This is a genomic window from Microbacterium sp. Se63.02b (genome assembly GCF_014171575.1).
Lineage (GTDB): Bacteria > Actinomycetota > Actinomycetes > Actinomycetales > Microbacteriaceae > Microbacterium.
In genome coordinates, this window is sequence record NZ_CP050453.1 from 2,416,539 (window position 1) to 2,434,039 (window position 17,501).

The 17,501-nt window shown below is 67.0% G+C and carries 13 protein-coding genes and 3 pseudogenes; 7 read left to right on the forward strand and 9 right to left on the reverse strand.

Annotation, left to right across the window (positions count from 1 at the left end):
* Positions 1-5: 5 nt before the first annotated feature.
* The 7 genes and pseudogenes from G4G29_RS11890 to rpsA form a co-directional block, all read right to left on the reverse strand.
* Complete coding sequence (locus G4G29_RS11890; protein ID WP_244631963.1) at positions 6-590, reverse strand: CoA-binding protein; 585 nt, start codon at positions 588-590, stop codon at positions 6-8.
* Positions 587-1,888 (reverse strand): annotated as a pseudogene (locus G4G29_RS11895) (O-acetylhomoserine aminocarboxypropyltransferase/cysteine synthase family protein). The gene G4G29_RS11890 and the pseudogene G4G29_RS11895 overlap by 4 nt, the downstream one beginning before the upstream one ends.
* Positions 1,885-3,881, reverse strand: a pseudogene (gene acs / locus G4G29_RS11900) (acetate--CoA ligase). Before acs ends, G4G29_RS11895 begins: the two co-directional pseudogenes overlap by 4 nt.
* Positions 3,882-3,883: 2 nt before the next feature.
* Positions 3,884-4,741, reverse strand: coding sequence for an ABC transporter permease (locus G4G29_RS11905; RefSeq protein WP_244631965.1), 858 nt, complete (start codon positions 4,739-4,741; stop codon positions 3,884-3,886).
* On the reverse strand, positions 4,738-5,778 hold the full coding sequence (locus tag G4G29_RS11910; protein WP_183150270.1) for an aliphatic sulfonate ABC transporter substrate-binding protein: 1,041 nt from the start codon (positions 5,776-5,778) through the stop codon (positions 4,738-4,740). Before G4G29_RS11910 ends, G4G29_RS11905 begins: the two co-directional genes overlap by 4 nt.
* Positions 5,775-6,508, reverse strand: a pseudogene (locus G4G29_RS11915) (ABC transporter ATP-binding protein); the annotation flags it as partial. The gene G4G29_RS11910 and the pseudogene G4G29_RS11915, both read right to left, overlap by 4 nt.
* Before the next feature lie 256 nt (positions 6,509-6,764).
* Positions 6,765-8,219 (reverse strand): 30S ribosomal protein S1, encoded by a 1,455-nt coding sequence (gene rpsA / locus G4G29_RS11920; RefSeq protein WP_183150271.1) that lies wholly within the window; start codon positions 8,217-8,219, stop codon positions 6,765-6,767.
* Between the two features lie 235 nt (positions 8,220-8,454).
* Between rpsA and G4G29_RS11925 the strand changes: the two genes are divergently transcribed.
* The 3 genes from G4G29_RS11925 (at position 8,455) to G4G29_RS11935 (ending at position 10,779) form a co-directional block, all read left to right on the forward strand.
* Positions 8,455-9,003 (forward strand): hypothetical protein, encoded by a 549-nt coding sequence (locus tag G4G29_RS11925; protein WP_183150272.1) that lies wholly within the window; start codon positions 8,455-8,457, stop codon positions 9,001-9,003.
* Between the two features lie 251 nt (positions 9,004-9,254).
* Positions 9,255-9,761, forward strand: a complete 507-nt coding sequence (locus G4G29_RS11930) for a hypothetical protein (RefSeq protein ID WP_210274171.1) — start codon at positions 9,255-9,257, stop codon at positions 9,759-9,761.
* Positions 9,762-9,840: 79 nt separating this feature from the next.
* Positions 9,841-10,779 (forward strand): 5'-3' exonuclease, encoded by a 939-nt coding sequence (locus G4G29_RS11935; RefSeq protein WP_183150274.1) that lies wholly within the window; start codon positions 9,841-9,843, stop codon positions 10,777-10,779.
* Between the two features lie 17 nt (positions 10,780-10,796).
* Here the strand turns inward: G4G29_RS11935 and G4G29_RS11940 are convergent, their stop codons facing one another.
* Positions 10,797-11,783, reverse strand: coding sequence for a PHP domain-containing protein (locus tag G4G29_RS11940; RefSeq protein ID WP_183150275.1), 987 nt, complete (start codon positions 11,781-11,783; stop codon positions 10,797-10,799).
* Between the two features lie 3 nt (positions 11,784-11,786).
* On the reverse strand, positions 11,787-12,857 hold the full coding sequence (gene trpD / locus G4G29_RS11945) for an anthranilate phosphoribosyltransferase (RefSeq protein WP_183150276.1): 1,071 nt from the start codon (positions 12,855-12,857) through the stop codon (positions 11,787-11,789).
* A gap of 288 nt (positions 12,858-13,145) precedes the next feature.
* Between trpD and G4G29_RS11950 the strand changes: the two genes are divergently transcribed.
* From G4G29_RS11950 to G4G29_RS11965, 4 genes are read left to right on the forward strand one after another with little or no spacing between them, the layout of a single operon-like run.
* Complete coding sequence (locus G4G29_RS11950; RefSeq protein WP_205828862.1) at positions 13,146-13,703, forward strand: heme-copper oxidase subunit III; 558 nt, start codon at positions 13,146-13,148, stop codon at positions 13,701-13,703.
* A gap of 20 nt (positions 13,704-13,723) precedes the next feature.
* Positions 13,724-14,524, forward strand: a complete 801-nt coding sequence (locus G4G29_RS11955) for a cytochrome c (protein ID WP_183150277.1) — start codon at positions 13,724-13,726, stop codon at positions 14,522-14,524.
* Positions 14,525-14,560: 36 nt separating this feature from the next.
* Complete coding sequence (locus G4G29_RS11960) at positions 14,561-15,637, forward strand: Rieske (2Fe-2S) protein (protein WP_183150278.1); 1,077 nt, start codon at positions 14,561-14,563, stop codon at positions 15,635-15,637.
* Entirely contained in the window at positions 15,634-17,451 is a 1,818-nt protein-coding gene (locus G4G29_RS11965; protein ID WP_183150279.1) for a cytochrome bc complex cytochrome b subunit, read from the forward strand. The genes G4G29_RS11960 and G4G29_RS11965 overlap by 4 nt, the downstream gene beginning before the upstream one ends.
* The last annotated feature ends 50 nt before the right edge of the window (positions 17,452-17,501 follow it).

Here is a 17,501-nt window from a genome sequence, read left to right on the forward strand (position 1 = left end):
GCGGCTCAGCGCGAGAGGAGCTGACGTCGCGAGCTGATCACACCCGTGTCGAACCCGGCCAGGTGCAGCCCGCCATGGAACCGCGCGTGCTCGATCTTGATGCACCGGTCCATCACGACCGAGAGGCCGGCGGCCTCGGCGATCGCGGCGGCATCCTCGTTCCAGGAGCCGAGCTGCAGCCATAGTGTCTGCGCTCCCGCGTCGATCGCTTCCTGCGCCACCCCGGGAAGGTCGTCGTGGCGGCGGAACACGTCCACGATGTCGGGGATGACGGGAAGATCATGAAGCGATGCATACACCGGCTGACCGAGGATCTCGGTCTCGCGCGGGTTGACGAGGTACACGTCGTAGCCGGTGCTGGAGAGGAGGTACGTCGCCACGAAGTACGACGCACGCGCCGGATTGTTCGAGGCCCCCACGATCGCGATCGACTTCGCGCGACGAAGCAACGCGAATCGCGCCTGTTGATTCGGCCCCTCCCAGGTCCGCTCGGGGTGTGCTGCCGGAGCCCCCGGCAGAGCGCACGCCGCAGCGTCCGTCGACGCCGGCACGCTGCAGGTGTCTCCCTCGGTGGTCGGCGTCGCGCTCATCGGTTCGCTCCCGTCGCGGTGGTGAGGGCCTGGTCGAGGTCCCAGATGATGTCCTCGGCGTCTTCCAGGCCGACGGAGATGCGGATCAGGTCGGGGCGCACTCCCGCGGCGACGAGCTGCTCTTCCGTGAGCTGGCGGTGCGTCGTGGAGGCGGGGTGGATGACGAGCGTGCGGGCATCGCCGATGTTCGCGAGATGCGAGGCGAGCTGGAGGTTCTCGATGAGAATCTCCCCGCGGCACGACCGTCTTCGGCCGCGACGCCGAACGCGAACACGGAACCGGGTCCGAGCGGCAGGTACTTCGCCGCGCGCTCGCGATGCGGGTGCCCGTCGAGTCCAGCCCACGTGACGTAGGCGACCCGCGGGTCCGACTCGAGCCAATCGGCCACGATGCGGGCGTTCGCGAGGTGAGCGTCGATGCGCTGCGGGAGGGTTTCGATCCCCTGGAGGAGGTTGAACGCCGACTGCGGGCTCAGGGCGGGGCCGATGTCCCTGAGCTGCTCCGACCGGAGCTTGGTCAGGAACCCGTACTCGCCGAAGTTGTCCCACCACTTGATGCCGCCGTACGAGTCGACGGGTTCGGTCATCTGGGGGAACTTGCCGTTGCCCCAGTCGAACGTGCCCTTCTCGATGACGACGCCGCCGAGCGTGGTCCCGTGCCCGCCGAGGAACTTCGTGACCGAGTGGATGACGATGTCCGCACCGTGCTCGAGAGGTCGCGCGAGGTAGGGCGTCGCCAGCGTCGCGTCCACGACCAGCGGCACCCCGGCGTCGTGGGCCACCGCGGCGAGACCTTCGATGTCGGCGATCTCCCCGAGGGGTTGCCGATCATCTCCACGTACACGACCTTGGTCTCCGGGCGGATGGCGGCCGCGTAGTCCGCCGGGTCGGTGGAGGAGACGAACGTGGTCTCGACTCCGAAGCGCCGCAAGGTGACGTCCAGCTGGGTGACGGTGCCGCCGTAGAGCTGCGCGGCGGCGACGACGTGGTCCCCCGCGCCGACCAGTGCGGCGAAGGTGATGAACTCGGCGCTCATGCCCGAGGCAGTCGCCACGGCGCCGATGCCGCCTTCGAGCGACGCGAGGCGCTCCTCGAGTGCCGCGACGGTCGGGTTGCCGATGCGGGAGTAGATGTTGCCGTACTTCTGCAGGGCGAACAGGTTGCCCGCGTCGGCGGCGTCGTCGAACACGAAGGAGGTCGTCTGGTAGATCGGAACCGCCCTCGCGCCGGTCGACGCGTCGGGGTGCCTCCGGCGTGCAGAGCTCGGGTGCGGAATCCGAAGCGGTGTTCTTCCGTCATGCTGTCCTCAGTTCGGCGGCGGCGAGCACGTCGGCGATGTCGTCGACGGCCCAGGGGTTCTGCAGCGATGTGGTGTCTCCGAGCGGTCGGGGATCACGGCCGGCTCTCCGGTCCTGCTCGGCTTCCCACAACTCTGCCAGGAGTCGGCGCATGATCTTGCCCGAGCGGGTCTTCGGCAGGTCGGGGACCACCACGATGTGCTTGGGCTTGGCGACGGGGCCGATCGCCTCTGCGACCTGGCTGCGAAGGGCGGAGGGCGTCACGTCGGCGCGTCCGGACGGCGTGACGAAGGCCACGACGGCCTGCCCGGTGACGGGATCGGAGACGCCTGCGGAGCCCGCCTCCCCCACGGTCTCGTGGGCGACGAGGGCCGATTCGATCTCGATCGTCGAGAGGCGGTGTCCTGACACGTTCACGACGTCGTCGAGCCGTCCCAGAATCCAGATGTAGCCGTCTGCGTCCCGGGTCGCACCGTCACCGGCCACGTAGAATCCGCCGTGCTCGCCCCGACCGGCATACGTCGACCAGTACGAATCGCGGTAGCGGATCGGATCGCCCCACACGGTGCGCGCCATCCCCGGCCACGGACGCCGGACCACCAGGGTTCCGGATCGACCGGGGCGACTTCTTCTCCGCGCTCGTCGACGACGGCGACGTCGATGCCGGGAAGCGGCACCGAGGCCGATCCCGGCTTGAGCGTCGTGACGCCCGGCAGCGGGGCGATCATCGCCGCACCGGTCTCCGACTGCCACCACGTGTCGATCACCGGTAGTTCGTCGCGGCCGAAGTTGCGCCGGAACCACACCCAGGCCTCGGGGTTGATGGCCTCGCCGACCGTGCCGAGGAGTCGAAGGGTCGTCAGGTCGTGTCCTGCGGGCAGTTCCACCCCGAACCAGGTCATGAACGTGCGGATCAGCGTGGGCGCCGTGTAATAGACGGTCACCCCGTAGCGCTCGATGATCTCGAGGTGGCGCTCTCGGTGCGGCGTGTCGGGGGTGCCCTCGTAGATGACCTGCGTGAGTCCGTTGGAGAGCGGACCGTAGATCTCATACGTGTGCGCGGTCACCCAGGCGAGGTCCGCGGTGCACCAGTGCACGTCGTCGGCCTTGGCGTCGAAGTGGGCCCAATGCGCCCAGCTCGCCTGCGTGAGGTACCCCCCCGAGGTGTGCACCAGCCCCTTGGGCTTACCGGTCGTCCCTGAGGTGTAGATGATGAAGAGCGGATGCTCGGCATCGAACGACTCCGCCAAGTGCACGGGCGAGGCGGTGTCGACCACGTCATGCCACCACACATCTCGACCGTCGGTCCACGGCACGTCCTGCCCGGTGCGGCGCAGCACGAGCACGTGCTCGAGTGCCGGCAGGTCGGCCGCGGCGATGTCGGCCGTCGACTTGACCTCGGTGGCCGCTCCGCGGCGATACTGCCCGTCACTCGTGACGAGCAGCTTCGCACCGGTGTCCACGAGGCGGAATCGCACGGCCTCGGCGGAGAATCCGCCGAAGACGAGGGAGTGCACCGCGCCGATCCGTGCGCAGGCGAGGGTGATCACGATGGTCTCGACGAGCACGGGAAGGTAGATCACCACACGGTCGCCGGGCCCGATGCCGAGGGCCGTGAGCGCGTTGGCGGCGCGCGACACGCGCCGCAGCAGGTCCGCGTAGGTCACGGGGATCCGGTCACCCGGTTCCCCTTCGAAATGCAGAGCGATCTTGTCGCCGAGTCCCGCTTCGACGTGACGATCCACGCAGTTGACCGCGACGTTGAGCCGGCCGCCGACGAACCACCGCGCAGCGGGAACGGCATCGCCTGCCGGAGGGTCCCATTCGTGTGCCGTGTGCCACGGTTCGGACCAGTCGAGACGGCGCGCTGCCTCCTCCCAGAAGCCGACGGGGTCGGACTCCGCACGCGTGTACGCCTCCGCTGTGACGTTCGCGTCGACGAATCCCGCGGGCGCGGCGTACGCGCGCGACTCCTGCAGTCGAGCCTCGGTCACGCTCACACCCACCGACGGAGCAGGTACTTCTCCACCAGCACGAGAATGCCGTTGGTGATGGTGCCCAGGAGCGCCAGCAGCACGATGGAGAGCAGGATGCGGTCGACGCGACCACTGCTCTGCGACTCCGTCAACAGGAATCCGAGTCCCATGGACGCGGCGATGAGTTCGGCGGCGACCAGGAACAGCCACGCCTGCGCGAGCGCCAACCGCAGTCCGGAGATGACCGAGGGCACGACCGCCGGCAGCTGCACGATCCGGAACAACGACCAGCCGCTGAGGCTGAACGAGCGGCCGGCCTCCACGAGGTGCGGATCGACGTGCCGGAGTGCCGACGCGACGGTCGTGTAGACGGGGAAGAAGGCGCCGATCGCGATCAGTGTGACCTTCGACTCCTCGCCGATCTGCATCCACAGGATGAGGAGCGGCACCCAGGCGAGCGAGGGCACGGCGCGGACAGCGGCGAGAGTCGGGCTGAGGAGTACGTCGCCGATGCGCGAGAGTCCGACCACCCCGGCGACGGCGAGACCGATGACCGATCCGATGGCGAATCCGAGCAGCACGCGCTGCACGGATATGGCGATGTGCGTCCAGAGCTGTCCGGTCTCAGCCAACTCGACGCCGGCCTGGAACACCGAAGCCGGCGGGGGCAGGCGGTACGGCGGGACCATCCCGCTCGTGGTGGCCACCTGCCAGGTGATCAGGATGACCGCGGGAAGCAGGAGCCCGGCGAGGATCCGCACGGCCGGTCGATCCCACACGCGCCGCGCAGTCCTGTGCCGAGGCTGCGCGACACCCTTCGCGAAATCGAGCGCGTCGCGCGATTCCTCGGGAACGATCAGTCGGTCGGGAATGGTCACTCGCCGTCGACCGCCTTCTTCGCGAAGGTGTCGTTCACGATCGAGGAGAGCGCCTTGTCCACGGAGTCCTGGCCGCCCTGCACATCGCCGGATTCGACGAGGACGGGGGCGATCTTCTCGAGCACGGCGATCTGGTCGTCACCGGGGACGCCGCTGACGTCGAGGTTGGAGCGCTCCTGGATCACCGTGGCGGCGACGTCGGGGTCGATGCCGGCGACCTCGGCGAGCAGCGCCGCCGTGTCTTCCGGATTCTCCAGCGCCCATTCCCTGGCCTGCTCGTACGCGTCGACCACGGCCTGTGCGAGGTCGGGGTGGTTCGTGATGAAGTCCTCGGTGGCGTTCAGGAACCCGTAGGTGTTGAAGTCCACGTTGCGGTAGATGAGCTTGTCGCCCGACTCCACCTCGGCGGCGGCCATGATCGGGTCGAGGCCTGCCCAGGCATCCACCGAGCCACCGTCGAGCGCGGCGCGGCCGTCGGCGTGCTGCAGGTTCTGCACCTCGACATCGGAGAGGGACAGGCCGCCCTCTTCGAGCGCCTGCAGCAGGAAGAAGTAGGGATCCGTGCCCTTGGTGGCCGCGATCGACGCACCCTTGAGGTCTTCGACCGAGGAGATGTCGCTGTCCGGCCCGACCACGATCGCCGACCACTCGGGCTGCGAGTAGATGTCGATGACCTGGATGGGCGAGCCGTTGGCACGGGCGAGGAGAGCAGCGGAGCCGGCCGTCGAACCGACGTCGACCGATCCGGAGCGCAGCAGTTCGTTCGCCTTGTTCGAGCCGGCGGACTGCACCCATTCCACGGCGACGTCGTCTCCGAGGATGTCTTCCAGGATGCCCTGGTCCTTGATCACGAGGCTCAGCGGGTTGTAGGTCGCGAAGTCGATCGACAGGGTGTCGGACGACCACTCGGTCGTGCCGGGCGTGCTCTCGGTGTCCGACGCGGTGGCGTTCTCTCCGGCGACGCAGCCGGTGGCGACGAGCATCATCGTGCCGGCGATCGCGATCGCAGGGACGATTCGGCGGGTGATGGTGCTCATCGGGACTCCTCGGTGATGCGGTGGTGGGTGTCGACGCCGAGGCCTTCGAGAAGGTCGGCGCGCAGGTCGGCGAGTCCGCGATCGGCGCGGTCGCGGGGCGGTCGCCCGGTACGGAGACCGTCCGGGCTACGGATGATTCGTCGTCGCCGGATCCGCCCAGCGTGCGCAGCAGCAGGACACGGTCGGCGAGGTAGAGGGCCTCTTCGACGTCATGGGTGACGAGAAGGATGGTGGTCGGCTCCGCGGCGTGGATCTTCAGCAGCAGGTCGTGCATGCGAAGCCGGGTCAGGGCGTCGAGAGCTCCGAACGGCTCGTCGAGCAGCAGCACCCCGGGGTTGCGCGCGAGCGCTCTGGCAAGAGAGGCACGCTGTGCCATTCCTCCGGACACTTCGCGGGGGCGCTGATTCGCCGCATGATCGAGGCCGACCAGGTGCAGAAGTTCGGCGACGCGCTCACGGCCAGCCCGACGAGCGGTGCCGCGAGGCAGACCGAGCTCGACATTCTGGGCGATGGTGCGCCACGGGAGCAGGCGAGGCTCCTGGAATGCGACGGCGGTGCGCTCGTCCACGTCGGCCACGCCGATGCCGTCCAGCTGGATGCTGCCGCGTGTCGGGGCGTCGAGTCCGCCGATGAGCCGCAGCAGGGTCGACTTGCCGCAGCCGGAGGGACCGACGACGGCGACGATCTCGCCCGCAGCGATGTCGAGCTCGACGCCGCGGAGCACGTCACGACGTCCCTGCGGCAGGGGGAACGACCGCTCCGTCGTCCAGGCGCACGGACTGCGCTGCGCCTGCCGTCGTCGAGGCGTCAGCAGTGCGCGATGCGGGCAGCAGGGCGGTCATACCTTCATGCTGGCCGAGGGGATCGATTGTTACGAATGCGATCGTAATGTTGCGTCACGCAACCGGGTTCCGTGTCGGGGACATGCGAAAACGGGCCGCCACGCCCGCCCGAAGGCGAGGTGGCGACCCGTTTCAGAGTGCTGCTTAAGCGTTGCCGCCCGAGAGCTTCTCGCGCAGAGCGGCGAGAGCCTCGTCGTCCGCGAGGGTGCCGGCACCGGCTGCCTCGCTGGAGAAGGACTGGCCGCCGAAGTCTTCGCCGGCTGCCGCCTCGGCCTCGGCCGCCTTGACGACCTGAGCCTTGTGCGCCTCCCAGCGAGCCTGGGCCGCAGCGTACTCCTGCTCCCATGCCTCGCGCTGAGCGTCGAAGCCTTCCTTCCACGCACCGGTCTCGGCGTCGAAGCCCTCCGGGTACTTGTACTCGCCGTTCTCGTCGTACTCGGCGAGCATGCCGTACAGGGCCGGGTCGAACTCGGTGCCGTTGGGGTCGACCGACTCGTTGGCCTGCTTCAGCGACAGCGAGATGCGACGACGCTCGAGGTCGATGTCGATGACCTTGACGAAGACCTCTTCGCCGACCGACACGACCTGCTCAGCCAGCTCGACGTGCTTGCTGGAGAGCTCGGAGATGTGGACGAGGCCCTCGATGCCGTCTGCGACGCGCACGAAAGCACCGAACGGGACGAGCTTGGTGACCTTACCCGGCGTGACCTGACCGATCGCGTGGGTACGGGCGAAGACCTGCCACGGGTCCTCCTGCGTCGCCTTCAGCGACAGGGAGACGCGCTCGCGGTCGAGGTCGACCTCGAGGATCTCGACGGTGACCTCCTGGCCGACCTCGACGACCTCGGAAGCGTGCTCGATGTGCTTCCAGGACAGCTCGGAGACGTGCACGAGGCCGTCCACGCCACCCAGGTCGACGAACGCACCGAAGTTGACGATCGACGAGACGACACCCTTGCGGACCTGACCCTTGTGCAGGTTGTTCAGGAACGTGGTGCGCGACTCCGACTGCGTCTGCTCGAGCAGCGCGCGGCGGCTGAGGACGACGTTGTTGCGGTTCTTGTCGAGCTCGAGGATCTTCGCCTCGATCTCCTGGCCGAGGTACGGCGTGAGGTCGCGGACGCGACGCAGCTCGATGAGCGAAGCCGGGAGGAAGCCACGGAGGCCGATGTCGACGATGAGTCCACCCTTGACGACCTCGATGACCGTACCGGTGACGACGCCGTCGTTCTCCTTGATCTTCTCGACGTCTCCCCAGGCGCGCTCGTACTGTGCGCGCTTCTTGGAGAGGATCAGGCGGCCTTCCTTGTCCTCCTTCTGGAGGACGAGGGCCTCGACCAGGTCACCGACGGCGACGACCTCGTTGGGGTCGACGTCATGCTTGATCGAGAGCTCGCGCGAGGGGATGACACCCTCGGTCTTGTAGCCGACATCGAGGAGGACCTCATCGCGGTCGATCTTGACGATCGTGCCTTCGATGATGTCGCCGTCGTTGAAGAACTTCAGGGTCTTCTCGACCGCGGCCAGGAAGTCCTCAGCAGATCCGATGTCGTTGATGGCGACCTGCTTGGTGGCCGGGGCGGTCGTTGCGGTAGTCATGTAGTGGGTTGTCCTTGTTGAATGGAGACTCGGGCTGAGACCCAACGACCGCGCACGGCCGACTGCATGGTTCTCAGCGGTTGGATTTTGGCTTCTCGTCACGAGGGCACGCGTATACACGCCACGAGTGACGGTTAAGGCTATCAGAAGTTGGGATGCCGCAGGGAGCGCGATCTGGACCTTCCTCTGTGGATAACTCCTGACGGCGCTCCCCCATTCCTTCTACGGTGACCTGGTGCCGTCGCTCACCGCCCTCACCCGGCCTCGCCCGCTCCGCATCGCGGGGCTCGCCGCCGTTGTCTTGCTCCTCGCCGGATGCGCACCCGATCCCGCTCCGACCCCGACTCCCGCCTTCGCATCGGAGGAAGAGGCCTTCGCCGCCGCCGAAGCGACGTATCGCGCGTACACGGATGCGCTCAATGATGTCGATTACGCCGATCCTGAGACGTTTGAGCCGGTCTATCTATTGTTGTCGGACACCGCAGCCAAGTCGACGCGGCTGGCCTTTAGCGAGTTTCATGCGAAGGGGATCACTTCAACCGGCGACACGCGCTTCTATTTGTTCTCGGGAGTCTCTGCGGATTTAGCCCAGGGAGTCATCGACGCAAACGTCTGCGTTGACGTCAGTCGGGTTGCGGTAGTCGATGCGACGGGCGCATCAATCGTGTCGGCAGAGCGCCCTCCACAACAACCGATGGGTGTGACTTTCGTTGCACACTCTAAGGCGGACAATCTGACGATCTCCGCTCTTCATGCGTCAGAGGAGTTCACGTGCGCGCCGTGATGTTGCTTGGCTCGTTGCTGATTCCTCTGACCATCACATCCCTGCCCGCAAGCAACGACTGCAACGCAGCCATCTCCGTGACTATCGGATGCTCCAACGACGGGACGCATTTGACGCTCTCCGGGACGCAAACCGAACGCAACAACTCACCATCCCCGGACAGTCATCACAACCCATCCGACGGTCCACCTACTCCCCCTACCCCCTGTACATCGGATCCCGTGCGTGTGGCCTCGTGCGAGTTCTCCGCGGTGCACGTCACGAATGACGCCGGTGCCCCGCTGACGATCACCGATGTCGCGCAATTCGCACCGTCGCCTGTCACCACCGCCGCCGAACCGGGAGATGTCGGCGTCGCGGGGCTGCCGATGAACTTCGTGGCCGGCGCGACAGCGCAGAATCGCAGCGGCACGCTCCTCGGCAGACCGATCACGGTGCGGTTCACCCCCACGCACGTCGATTTCGTCTACGGCGATGGCGAGTCGCGGACATCGACCGCTGGCGGTGAATCCTGGGCCGCACTCGGCCAGGCATCGTTCACACCGACTCCGACGAGCCACACCTATCGGGCTCGCGGCACATATCTCACGCACGCGACAATGCACTACACGGCCGAGGTCGACATCGGAGGCGGGTGGTTTCCCGTCACGGGTGAGCTGGCGATCGACGGCTCTGTTCGACGGGTTCGCGTGTACGAGGCCGACACGGCGCTCGTCGCGCGGACCTGCACCGAGCAAATCGCCGCCCCCGGATGCTGATCACCGGGGTCGCACGCGGACCCGTGCACCACCTCGCCGCGATCGAGACTCGTGACGCCGCCGTGCCAGACTGTCGTTCGTGACCGATCGCCTCATGCTGCTCGACACCGCCAGCCTCTACTTCCGCGCGTTCTACGGAGTGCCCGACAAGGTCACGGCACCCGACGGCTCGCCGATCAACGCGGCCCGTGGTCTGCTCGACATCATCGCGAAGCTCGTCACCCTCTACGAGCCGACGCACGTCGTCGCCTGCTGGGACGACGACTGGCGTCCACAGTGGCGTGTCGACCTCATTCCCAGCTACAAGACGCACCGTGTCGTCGAGGTCGTGGTCAGCGGACCCGACGTCGAAGAGGTCCCCGATCCGCTGGAGGCGCAGATCCCCCTCATCCGCCAGACACTCGCCGCCATCGGCATCCCGATCGTCGGCGTTGCGGAGCACGAGGCGGACGATGTGATCGGCACGCTCGCGACCGACGCCACGATGCCCGTAGACATCGTCACCGGCGACCGCGATCTGTTCCAGCTCGTGGACGATGCGCGCGACGTCCGCGTCATCTACACGGCACGCGGAATGAGCAACCTCGAGATCGTGACCGACGCCACCGTCGTCGCGAAGTACGGTGTGCTCCCGTCGCAGTACGCCGACTTCGCGACGCTGCGCGGCGATGCGTCCGACGGTCTGCCCGGCGTGGCGGGTGTGGGTGAGAAGACAGCGGCCACTCTCCTCCAGACGCACGGCGACCTGGAAGGCATCCGTGCCGCAGCCGAAGCGGGCGAGGGTATGAGTGCGGGCGTCCGGGCGAAGGTCCTCGCGGCATCCGCGTACCTCGACGTCGCCCCGACCGTGGTCGCTGTGGCCACTTCCCTTCCGATCACGGCACCCGACGTCCCGCTGCGAGTACTCGACCCCGCCGAGGCCGACGCGGCTTCCGCCCTCGCGGAGAAGTGGAATCTCGGCAGTTCGATGACGCGCGCAGTCACCGCGATAGCGAAAGCTGCCCTCCCGACCGGCTGACTCTCGGACCGGCGGCGTCAACCCGCCCAGGCGAGCAGACGCTCGAGGCCCCAGGTCGTCACGATCCGCGAGACGGGGACGCCGGCCCGCTCGGCCCGCTCGGCGCCGTGATCGAGAAGCGAGAGCTGCCCAGGGGCATGCGCATCCGAGTCGATCGAGAACAGGCAGCCCGCTTCGAGGGCGATGGCGATCAGCTCATCCGGCGGGTCCTGCCGCTCCGGACGTGAGTTGATCTCGACGGCGACACCGTTCTCGGCGCACGCGGCGAACACCGCCGCCGCGTCGAACGCGGAGGGAGGACGTGTGCCACGATCGCCTTGCACCAGACGGCCTGTGCAGTGCCCGAGGACGTTCACCCGCGGGTGAGAGACAGCCGCGATCATCCGCGCCGTCATCGGCCGGGCGTCCATGCGCAACTTGGAATGGACCGAGGCCACGACGATGTCGAGTTCTGCCAGCAGGGCGTCTTCCTGGTCGAGGGCACCGTCTTCGAGGATGTCGACCTCGATCCCCGCGAGGAGTGTGAATCCTTCGCCGGACTCCGCCCGCACCAGCGGGATCTGCTCACGGAGACGCTCGGCCGAGAGTCCTCGTGCGACGCGCAGCCGGGGCGAATGGTCCGTGATCGCCTGGTACTCGTGTCCCTGGGCTCGCGCTGCGGCGGCCATCACCGAGATCGGCGTCGTGCCATCCGACCAGTCGGTGTGCGCATGCAGATCGCCGCGCAGCTTGGCGCGAAGCGCCGAGACCCGCTCGGGCTCGACGTCACCGCGCAATTCGACCAGGTAGTCGGGGACCTGTCCGGCCTGCGCCTGTCGGATCACGGCGAACGTGGATTCGCCGATCCCCTTTGCCGCGCGCAGCCTCGTGGGATCCGCCGTGATGTCGTCGGGCAGATCCTGGAAGGTGGCTGCCGCCTGCCGGAACGCCTTCGCGCGGTACCGCGACGCGCGCTCGCGCTCCAACAAGGAGGCGATCTCGAGCAACGCGTCGACGGGATCCATGACTCACCCCTGCGGTGTCGCCAGCTCGCGGCTCACATCGATCCACTGATCGAGCTTCGCGAGCGCACTGCCGTCATCGACCGCTGCCGTCGCCTTGTCGTACCCGTCGCGCAGACGCTCGAGGATAGGTCGCTGCACCTGCCCGGCGTCTTGGGACAGTTCGAAAGCGACGATGCCCGCTGCCGCGTTCAACAGCACGATGTCGCGCACAGGCCCGGTCTCGCCCGCGAGCGTGCGCCGGAGGATCTCCGCATTGTGCTGCGGCGACCCTCCGATGAGGTCGGCGAGGTCGGCGATCGGGATGCCCAGGTCGCGAGGGTCCAGGTCGTGCTCGTGGATGTCGCCTCGAGTGACCTCCCAGATACGGCTGTGCCCCGTCGTCGTGAGTTCGTCCAGGCCGTCGTCACCGCGGAACACGAGCGCGGTCGCGCCGCGTGTGCGGAAGACGCCCGTGATCAGCGGAACGCGCTCGATCTGCGCCACGCCGACGGCATTGGCCTCGGCACGCGCCGGGTTGCACAGCGGCCCGAGCATGTTGAAGACCGTCGGAACGCCGAGCTCGGCGCGCACGGGACCTGCGTGTTTGAAACCGGGGTGGAACGCACCCGCCCAGGCGAACGTGATCCCGGTGCGGTCGAGGATGGATGCCACCGCAGCAGGATCGAGCGAGAGCTCGAGACCGAGGGCCCCGAGGACATCGGAGGAACCTGAAGCGGAGCTCGCGGCACGGTTGCCGTGCTTGACGACCGGTACCCCGGTCGCGCCGATGATGATGGCGGCCGTGGTGGAGACGTTCACCGTGCCGACACGGTCGCCGCCGGTTCCGACGATGTCGAGCACGTCGGGGGAAACCGGAAGCGGCACGGCCGCCTCGAGGATGGCATCGCGGAACCCGACGATCTCGTCGATCGTCTCCCCCTTCCCGCGGAGGGCGACCAGGAAGCCTGCGAGTTGCGCCTCACTCACGCTGCCCTGCATGATCTGACGCATCGCCCACGTGGACTCCCACACGCTGAGATCGCGACGCTCCAGCAACGAGGTGAGCACATCGGACCAGGTCAGCGAATCAGCCATGTGTGCGATCCTATCGGCGCGGAGAAAACATGCAGATGCATCCGCAGGCATGCGCGCGCGGGCCTCACCCCCTGTTTCCCGCGGATTCACCGGGTATTCGCAGTGTTTTCTTAGGGTCCCCTAAGTCATCCGCAGCCAAAACAACGGCCTCCGGTGCAAGAATCACGCTCGAGGATCGGCCATAATGGAGGGGTGACGACCTCAGCGACGTATGCCCCGGCGGCGAGAACGATCAAGCGGCCCAACCCGGTAGCTGTCGGCACCATTGTGTGGCTCGGCAGTGAGGTGATGTTCTTCGCGGGACTCTTCGCGATCTACTTCACCCTCCGCAGCACCTCACCGGAGCTGTGGGCCGACCGGACCGAGCTGCTGAACGTCCCGTTCGCCGCAGTGAACACGGCGATCCTCGTCCTCTCCTCGTTCACGTGCCAGATGGGCGTGTTCGCGGCAGAAGACCTGCAGCCGTACAAGATCGGCAAGGGCCAGAAGAACGGCGCCGGCCGACGTCGCCTGTTCGGCTGGGGAATGGTCGAGTGGTTCTTCCTCACCTTCGCCCTCGGCGCGATCTTCGTCTCGGGCCAGGTCTGGGAGTACGCCCAGCTGGTCGCTGAAGGCATGCCCATCAACGCCGACTCCTACGCATCCGCGTTCTACCTGACGACCGGCTTCCACGCCCTGCACGTCACGGGCGGCCTGGTCGCGTTCCTGCTCGTCATCGGCCGCGCATACGCCGTCAAGAACTTCCGGCACAAGGAGGCGACCTCCTCGATCGTGGTGTCCTACTACTGGCACTTCGTCGACGTCGTCTGGATCGTGCTGTTCCTCGTTATCTACTTCCTGAAATAAGAGCGGAGCTGATCCCCGAGATGGCACGAGAGAAGAAGCGCCGTTCCCGCGGTCGTCGCAGCCCTTTGGCGGCGGCCGCCCTCATCGGCGCAGGCCTCATGATCACGGGCGCGGTGTATGCCGGCACGACCGCCGCGTTCGCTGCGTCCGACACGCAGACCGCATCGACCCAGTTGACGGTCGAAGACGGCGAGAAGCTGTTCCAGGCGAACTGTGCGACCTGTCACGGTCTCGACCTGCAGGGAACGGCCAACGGCCCCAGCCTCTACGGCGTGGGTGAGCTGGCCACCGAGTTCCAGCTGTCGACCGGCCGCATGCCGCTGCAGATGCAGGGGCCGCAGGCACCGCAGAAGGCACCGCAGTTCACGGAAGACCAGATCCTGGCGATCTCTTCGTTCGTGCAGTCGGAGGCACCCGGTCCGACGTTCCCGTCCGACCACCTCCTCGACGGCAAGGGCGATGTCGCGAACGGCGCGGAGTTGTTCCGTGTCAACTGCGCGATGTGCCACAACGTGGCTGCCGCCGGTGGAGCGCTCACCGAGGGCAAGTACGCTCCGGGACTCAGCGAGACCAGCGCACTGCACATGTACGCGGCCATGGTCACCGGCCCGCAGAACATGCCGGTCTTCGGCGACATGAACCTGTCCGACGAGGACAAGCGCGACATCATCTCGGCGCTGCTCTTCCAGCAGCAGTCCGTGCAGATCGGCGGATTCTCGCTCGGTTCGCTCGGCCCGGTCTCCGAGGGCCTGTTCGTCTGGATCTTCGGAATCGGCGCGCTCGTCGCCATCACCGTGTGGATCACGGCGAAGTCCAACTGACGCTTATTCATCGAAGAGGAACGTACGAGGAGCACCATGGCACACGACGACGACTCGCAGGCTCTTGACAGGGCCTACCAGCCCTCTCCGGGGCTGGGTGTCGCAGTCAGCGATCCCGTGCAGAACCCCGGTCTTCCGCCGCATCGCGAGCGGATGACCGACAAGGACCCGCGCGCTGAGAAGGCCGCTGTCCGCACCGTCTACACGCTGTTCTACCTCTCGCTCGCCGGCAGCATCTGGGCGGTCGCCGCCTACATGCTGTTCCCGATCGAGAGCGGCGCGCTCATCGACATCCGGCAGAACAACCTCTTCATCGGGCTCGGCATCGCTCTCGCGCTGCTCGCACTCGGCATCGGCGCGATCCACTGGTCGAAGGCGCTCATGTCCGACAAGGAGCACATCGAGCACCGCCACCCGACGCGGGGCAAGGACTCGACGCGCGAGGCCGCCATCAAGGCGTTCGCCGACGCGAACGAGGAGTCCGGCTTCGGACGCCGCACGGTGATCCGCAACTCCCTGTTCGCGGCGATCGTCGCATCGATCATCCCTGGCGTCACGCTGTTCCGCGGCCTGGCCCCGCACTCGACGCCCGACGACCCCACAGCAGGAGACCCGGTCGTGCTGCTCAAGCACACGATGTGGGAGAAGGGCGCGCGACTGGTCCGCGACCCGGACGGCACGCCCATCCGCGCCGCGGACGTGACCCTCGGGTCGGCGTTCCACGTGATCCCGGAAGATCTCGCCACCCTCAGCCACCACGACGGCTACCTCGAAGAAAAGGCGAAGGCCATCGTCCTGATGATGCGCCTGCGCCCCGAGCAGCTGATCGAGGCCGAGGACCGCAAGGACTGGTCCTACGACGGCATCGTCGCGTACTCCAAGGTCTGCACGCACGTCGGATGCCCCGTGGCTCTGTACGAGCAGCAGACCCACCACCTCCTGTGCCCGTGCCACCAGTCGCAGTTCGACGTCACGGACCACGCAAAGGTCATCTTCGGCCCCGCGGCTCGTCCGCTGCCGCAGCTGCCCATCACCGTCGATGACGAGGGCTACCTGGTCGCACGAAGCGACTTCACGGAACCCGTCGGCCCGAGCTTCTGGGAGCGCCATTGAGCACCGCAACGCTGTCCAAAGAGGACAAGGACACCAAGGCGCCCCTCGGCGGTCGCTTCGTCGGTGCCGCGTCGAACTACATCGATGAGCGCACCAGCCTCTCGGGCTTCGTCAAGGAGCTCGGGCGCAAGATCTTCCCGGACCACTGGTCCTTCATGCTGGGCGAGATCGCGCTGTGGAGCTTCGTCGTCGTGTTCCTCTCCGGAACCTTCCTGACGTTCTTCTTCCAGGCGTCGATGGTCGAGACCCACTACACCGGGGCCTATGCGCCCATGCGCGGCATCGAAATGTCCGCGGCGCTCGAGTCATCGCTGCACATCTCCTTCGACCTGCGCGGCGGGCTGCTCGTCCGTCAGATCCACCACTGGGCGGCGCTCGTCTTCATCGCGGGTATCGGCGTGCACATGCTCCGCGTGTTCTTCACCGGAGCGTTCCGCAAGCCGCGTGAGCTCAACTGGGTCATCGGCTTCATCCTGTTCATCCTCGCGATGGCAGAGGGCTTCACCGGCTACTCGCTCCCCGACGACCTGCTCTCGGGTAACGGCCTCCGCATCATCGACGGCATGATCAAGGGTCTCCCCCTGATCGGAACCTGGACCTCGTTCCTCCTCTTCGGCGGCGAGTTCCCCGGAACCGACATCGTGGGGCGTCTCTACACGCTGCACATCCTGCTGCTGCCGATGCTCGTCATCGCGCTGATCGTCGTGCACCTGATGCTCATGATCATCAACAAGCACACGCAGTTCGCCGGCCCCGGTCGCACGAACGACAACGTCGTCGGCTACCCGATGATGCCGGTGTACATGTCGAAGATGGGCGGGTACCTGTTCATCGTCTTCGGTGTGATCGTGCTGATCGCGACGTTCTTCCAGATCAACCCGATCTGGAACTACGGCCCGTACGACCCGTCCCCCGTCTCGGCCGGTACACAGCCTGACTGGTACATCGGTTTCGCCGATGGTGCGTTGCGTCTGGCCCCGTCGAACTGGGACATCGTGTTCCTCGACCGCACCTGGTCGTTCGGCATCATCGCGCCGGTCCTGGTCCTCGGCCTCTTCATCGTCGTCGTCGCGATCTACCCCTTCATCGAAGCGTGGGTCACCGGCGACAAGCGTGAGCACCACCTGGCCCAGCGTCCCCGCAACGCGGCGACGCGCACCGCGATCGGCGTCGCCGGCGTCATCTTCTACGCCGTCCTCTGGGCAGCAGCCTCGTCCGACCTCATCGCGACGCACTTCATGCTCACGATGGAGGGAGTGATCCACACCCTCCAGGCACTGCTCTTCCTCGGCCCGATCCTCGGCTACTTCGTCACGAAGCGCATCTGCATCGCGCTGCAGAAGAAGGACCGTGAGATCGTGCTGCACGGATACGAGTCGGGCCGCATCGTCCGCCTCCCCGGCGGCGAGTTCATCGAAGTGCACCAGCCGGTCGACAAGTACGACCGCTGGAAGCTCATCGACGTCGACGGTTACGAGCCCCTCGTGGTTCGCCCGAACGCCAAGGGACGCATTCCGTGGACGGAGAACCTCCGCTCCTCGATCTCCCGCTGGTTCTTCGAGGACCGTCTCGCGCCGCTCACGCAGGCAGAGGTCGAAGCCGCCGACGCGCACCAGCACCACGTCACCGCTCACAACGACGAGACCGAGGCCGCGGAGATCCAGGGCGCTCACGAGCGCGCGGGCTTCCCCGACGCTCCCCTCACGGTGGATGAGACGCACGTCGACGAGACGCCGAACACCCCCAGCACGGTGATCGCCACCGAGCCGGTGAAGAAGCCTCGTCGCAAGAACACGGAAGAGGATGGCGAGTAGCCACTCCTCCTCCTGAAGAAGGCCCCGTCCGCGCGGACGGGGCCTTCTTC

What these genes read in the sequence shown, in the direction of transcription:
- G4G29_RS11890 (WP_244631963.1), bottom strand. Translation starts at nt 590, where the DNA reads ATGAGCGCGACGCCGACCACCGAGGGAGACACCTGCAGCGTGCCGGCG.
- G4G29_RS11910 (WP_183150270.1), bottom strand. Translation starts at nt 5,778, where the DNA reads ATGAGCACCATCACCCGCCGAATCGTCCCTGCGATCGCGATCGCCGGC.
- rpsA (WP_183150271.1), bottom strand. Translation starts at nt 8,219, where the DNA reads ATGACTACCGCAACGACCGCCCCGGCCACCAAGCAGGTCGCCATCAAC.
- G4G29_RS11940 (WP_183150275.1), bottom strand. Translation starts at nt 11,783, where the DNA reads ATGGATCCCGTCGACGCGTTGCTCGAGATCGCCTCCTTGTTGGAGCGC.
- trpD (WP_183150276.1), bottom strand. Translation starts at nt 12,857, where the DNA reads ATGGCTGATTCGCTGACCTGGTCCGATGTGCTCACCTCGTTGCTGGAG.
- G4G29_RS11950 (WP_205828862.1), top strand. Translation starts at nt 13,146, where the DNA reads ATGTTCTTCGCGGGACTCTTCGCGATCTACTTCACCCTCCGCAGCACC.
- G4G29_RS11955 (WP_183150277.1), top strand. Translation starts at nt 13,724, where the DNA reads ATGGCACGAGAGAAGAAGCGCCGTTCCCGCGGTCGTCGCAGCCCTTTG.
- G4G29_RS11960 (WP_183150278.1), top strand. Translation starts at nt 14,561, where the DNA reads ATGGCACACGACGACGACTCGCAGGCTCTTGACAGGGCCTACCAGCCC.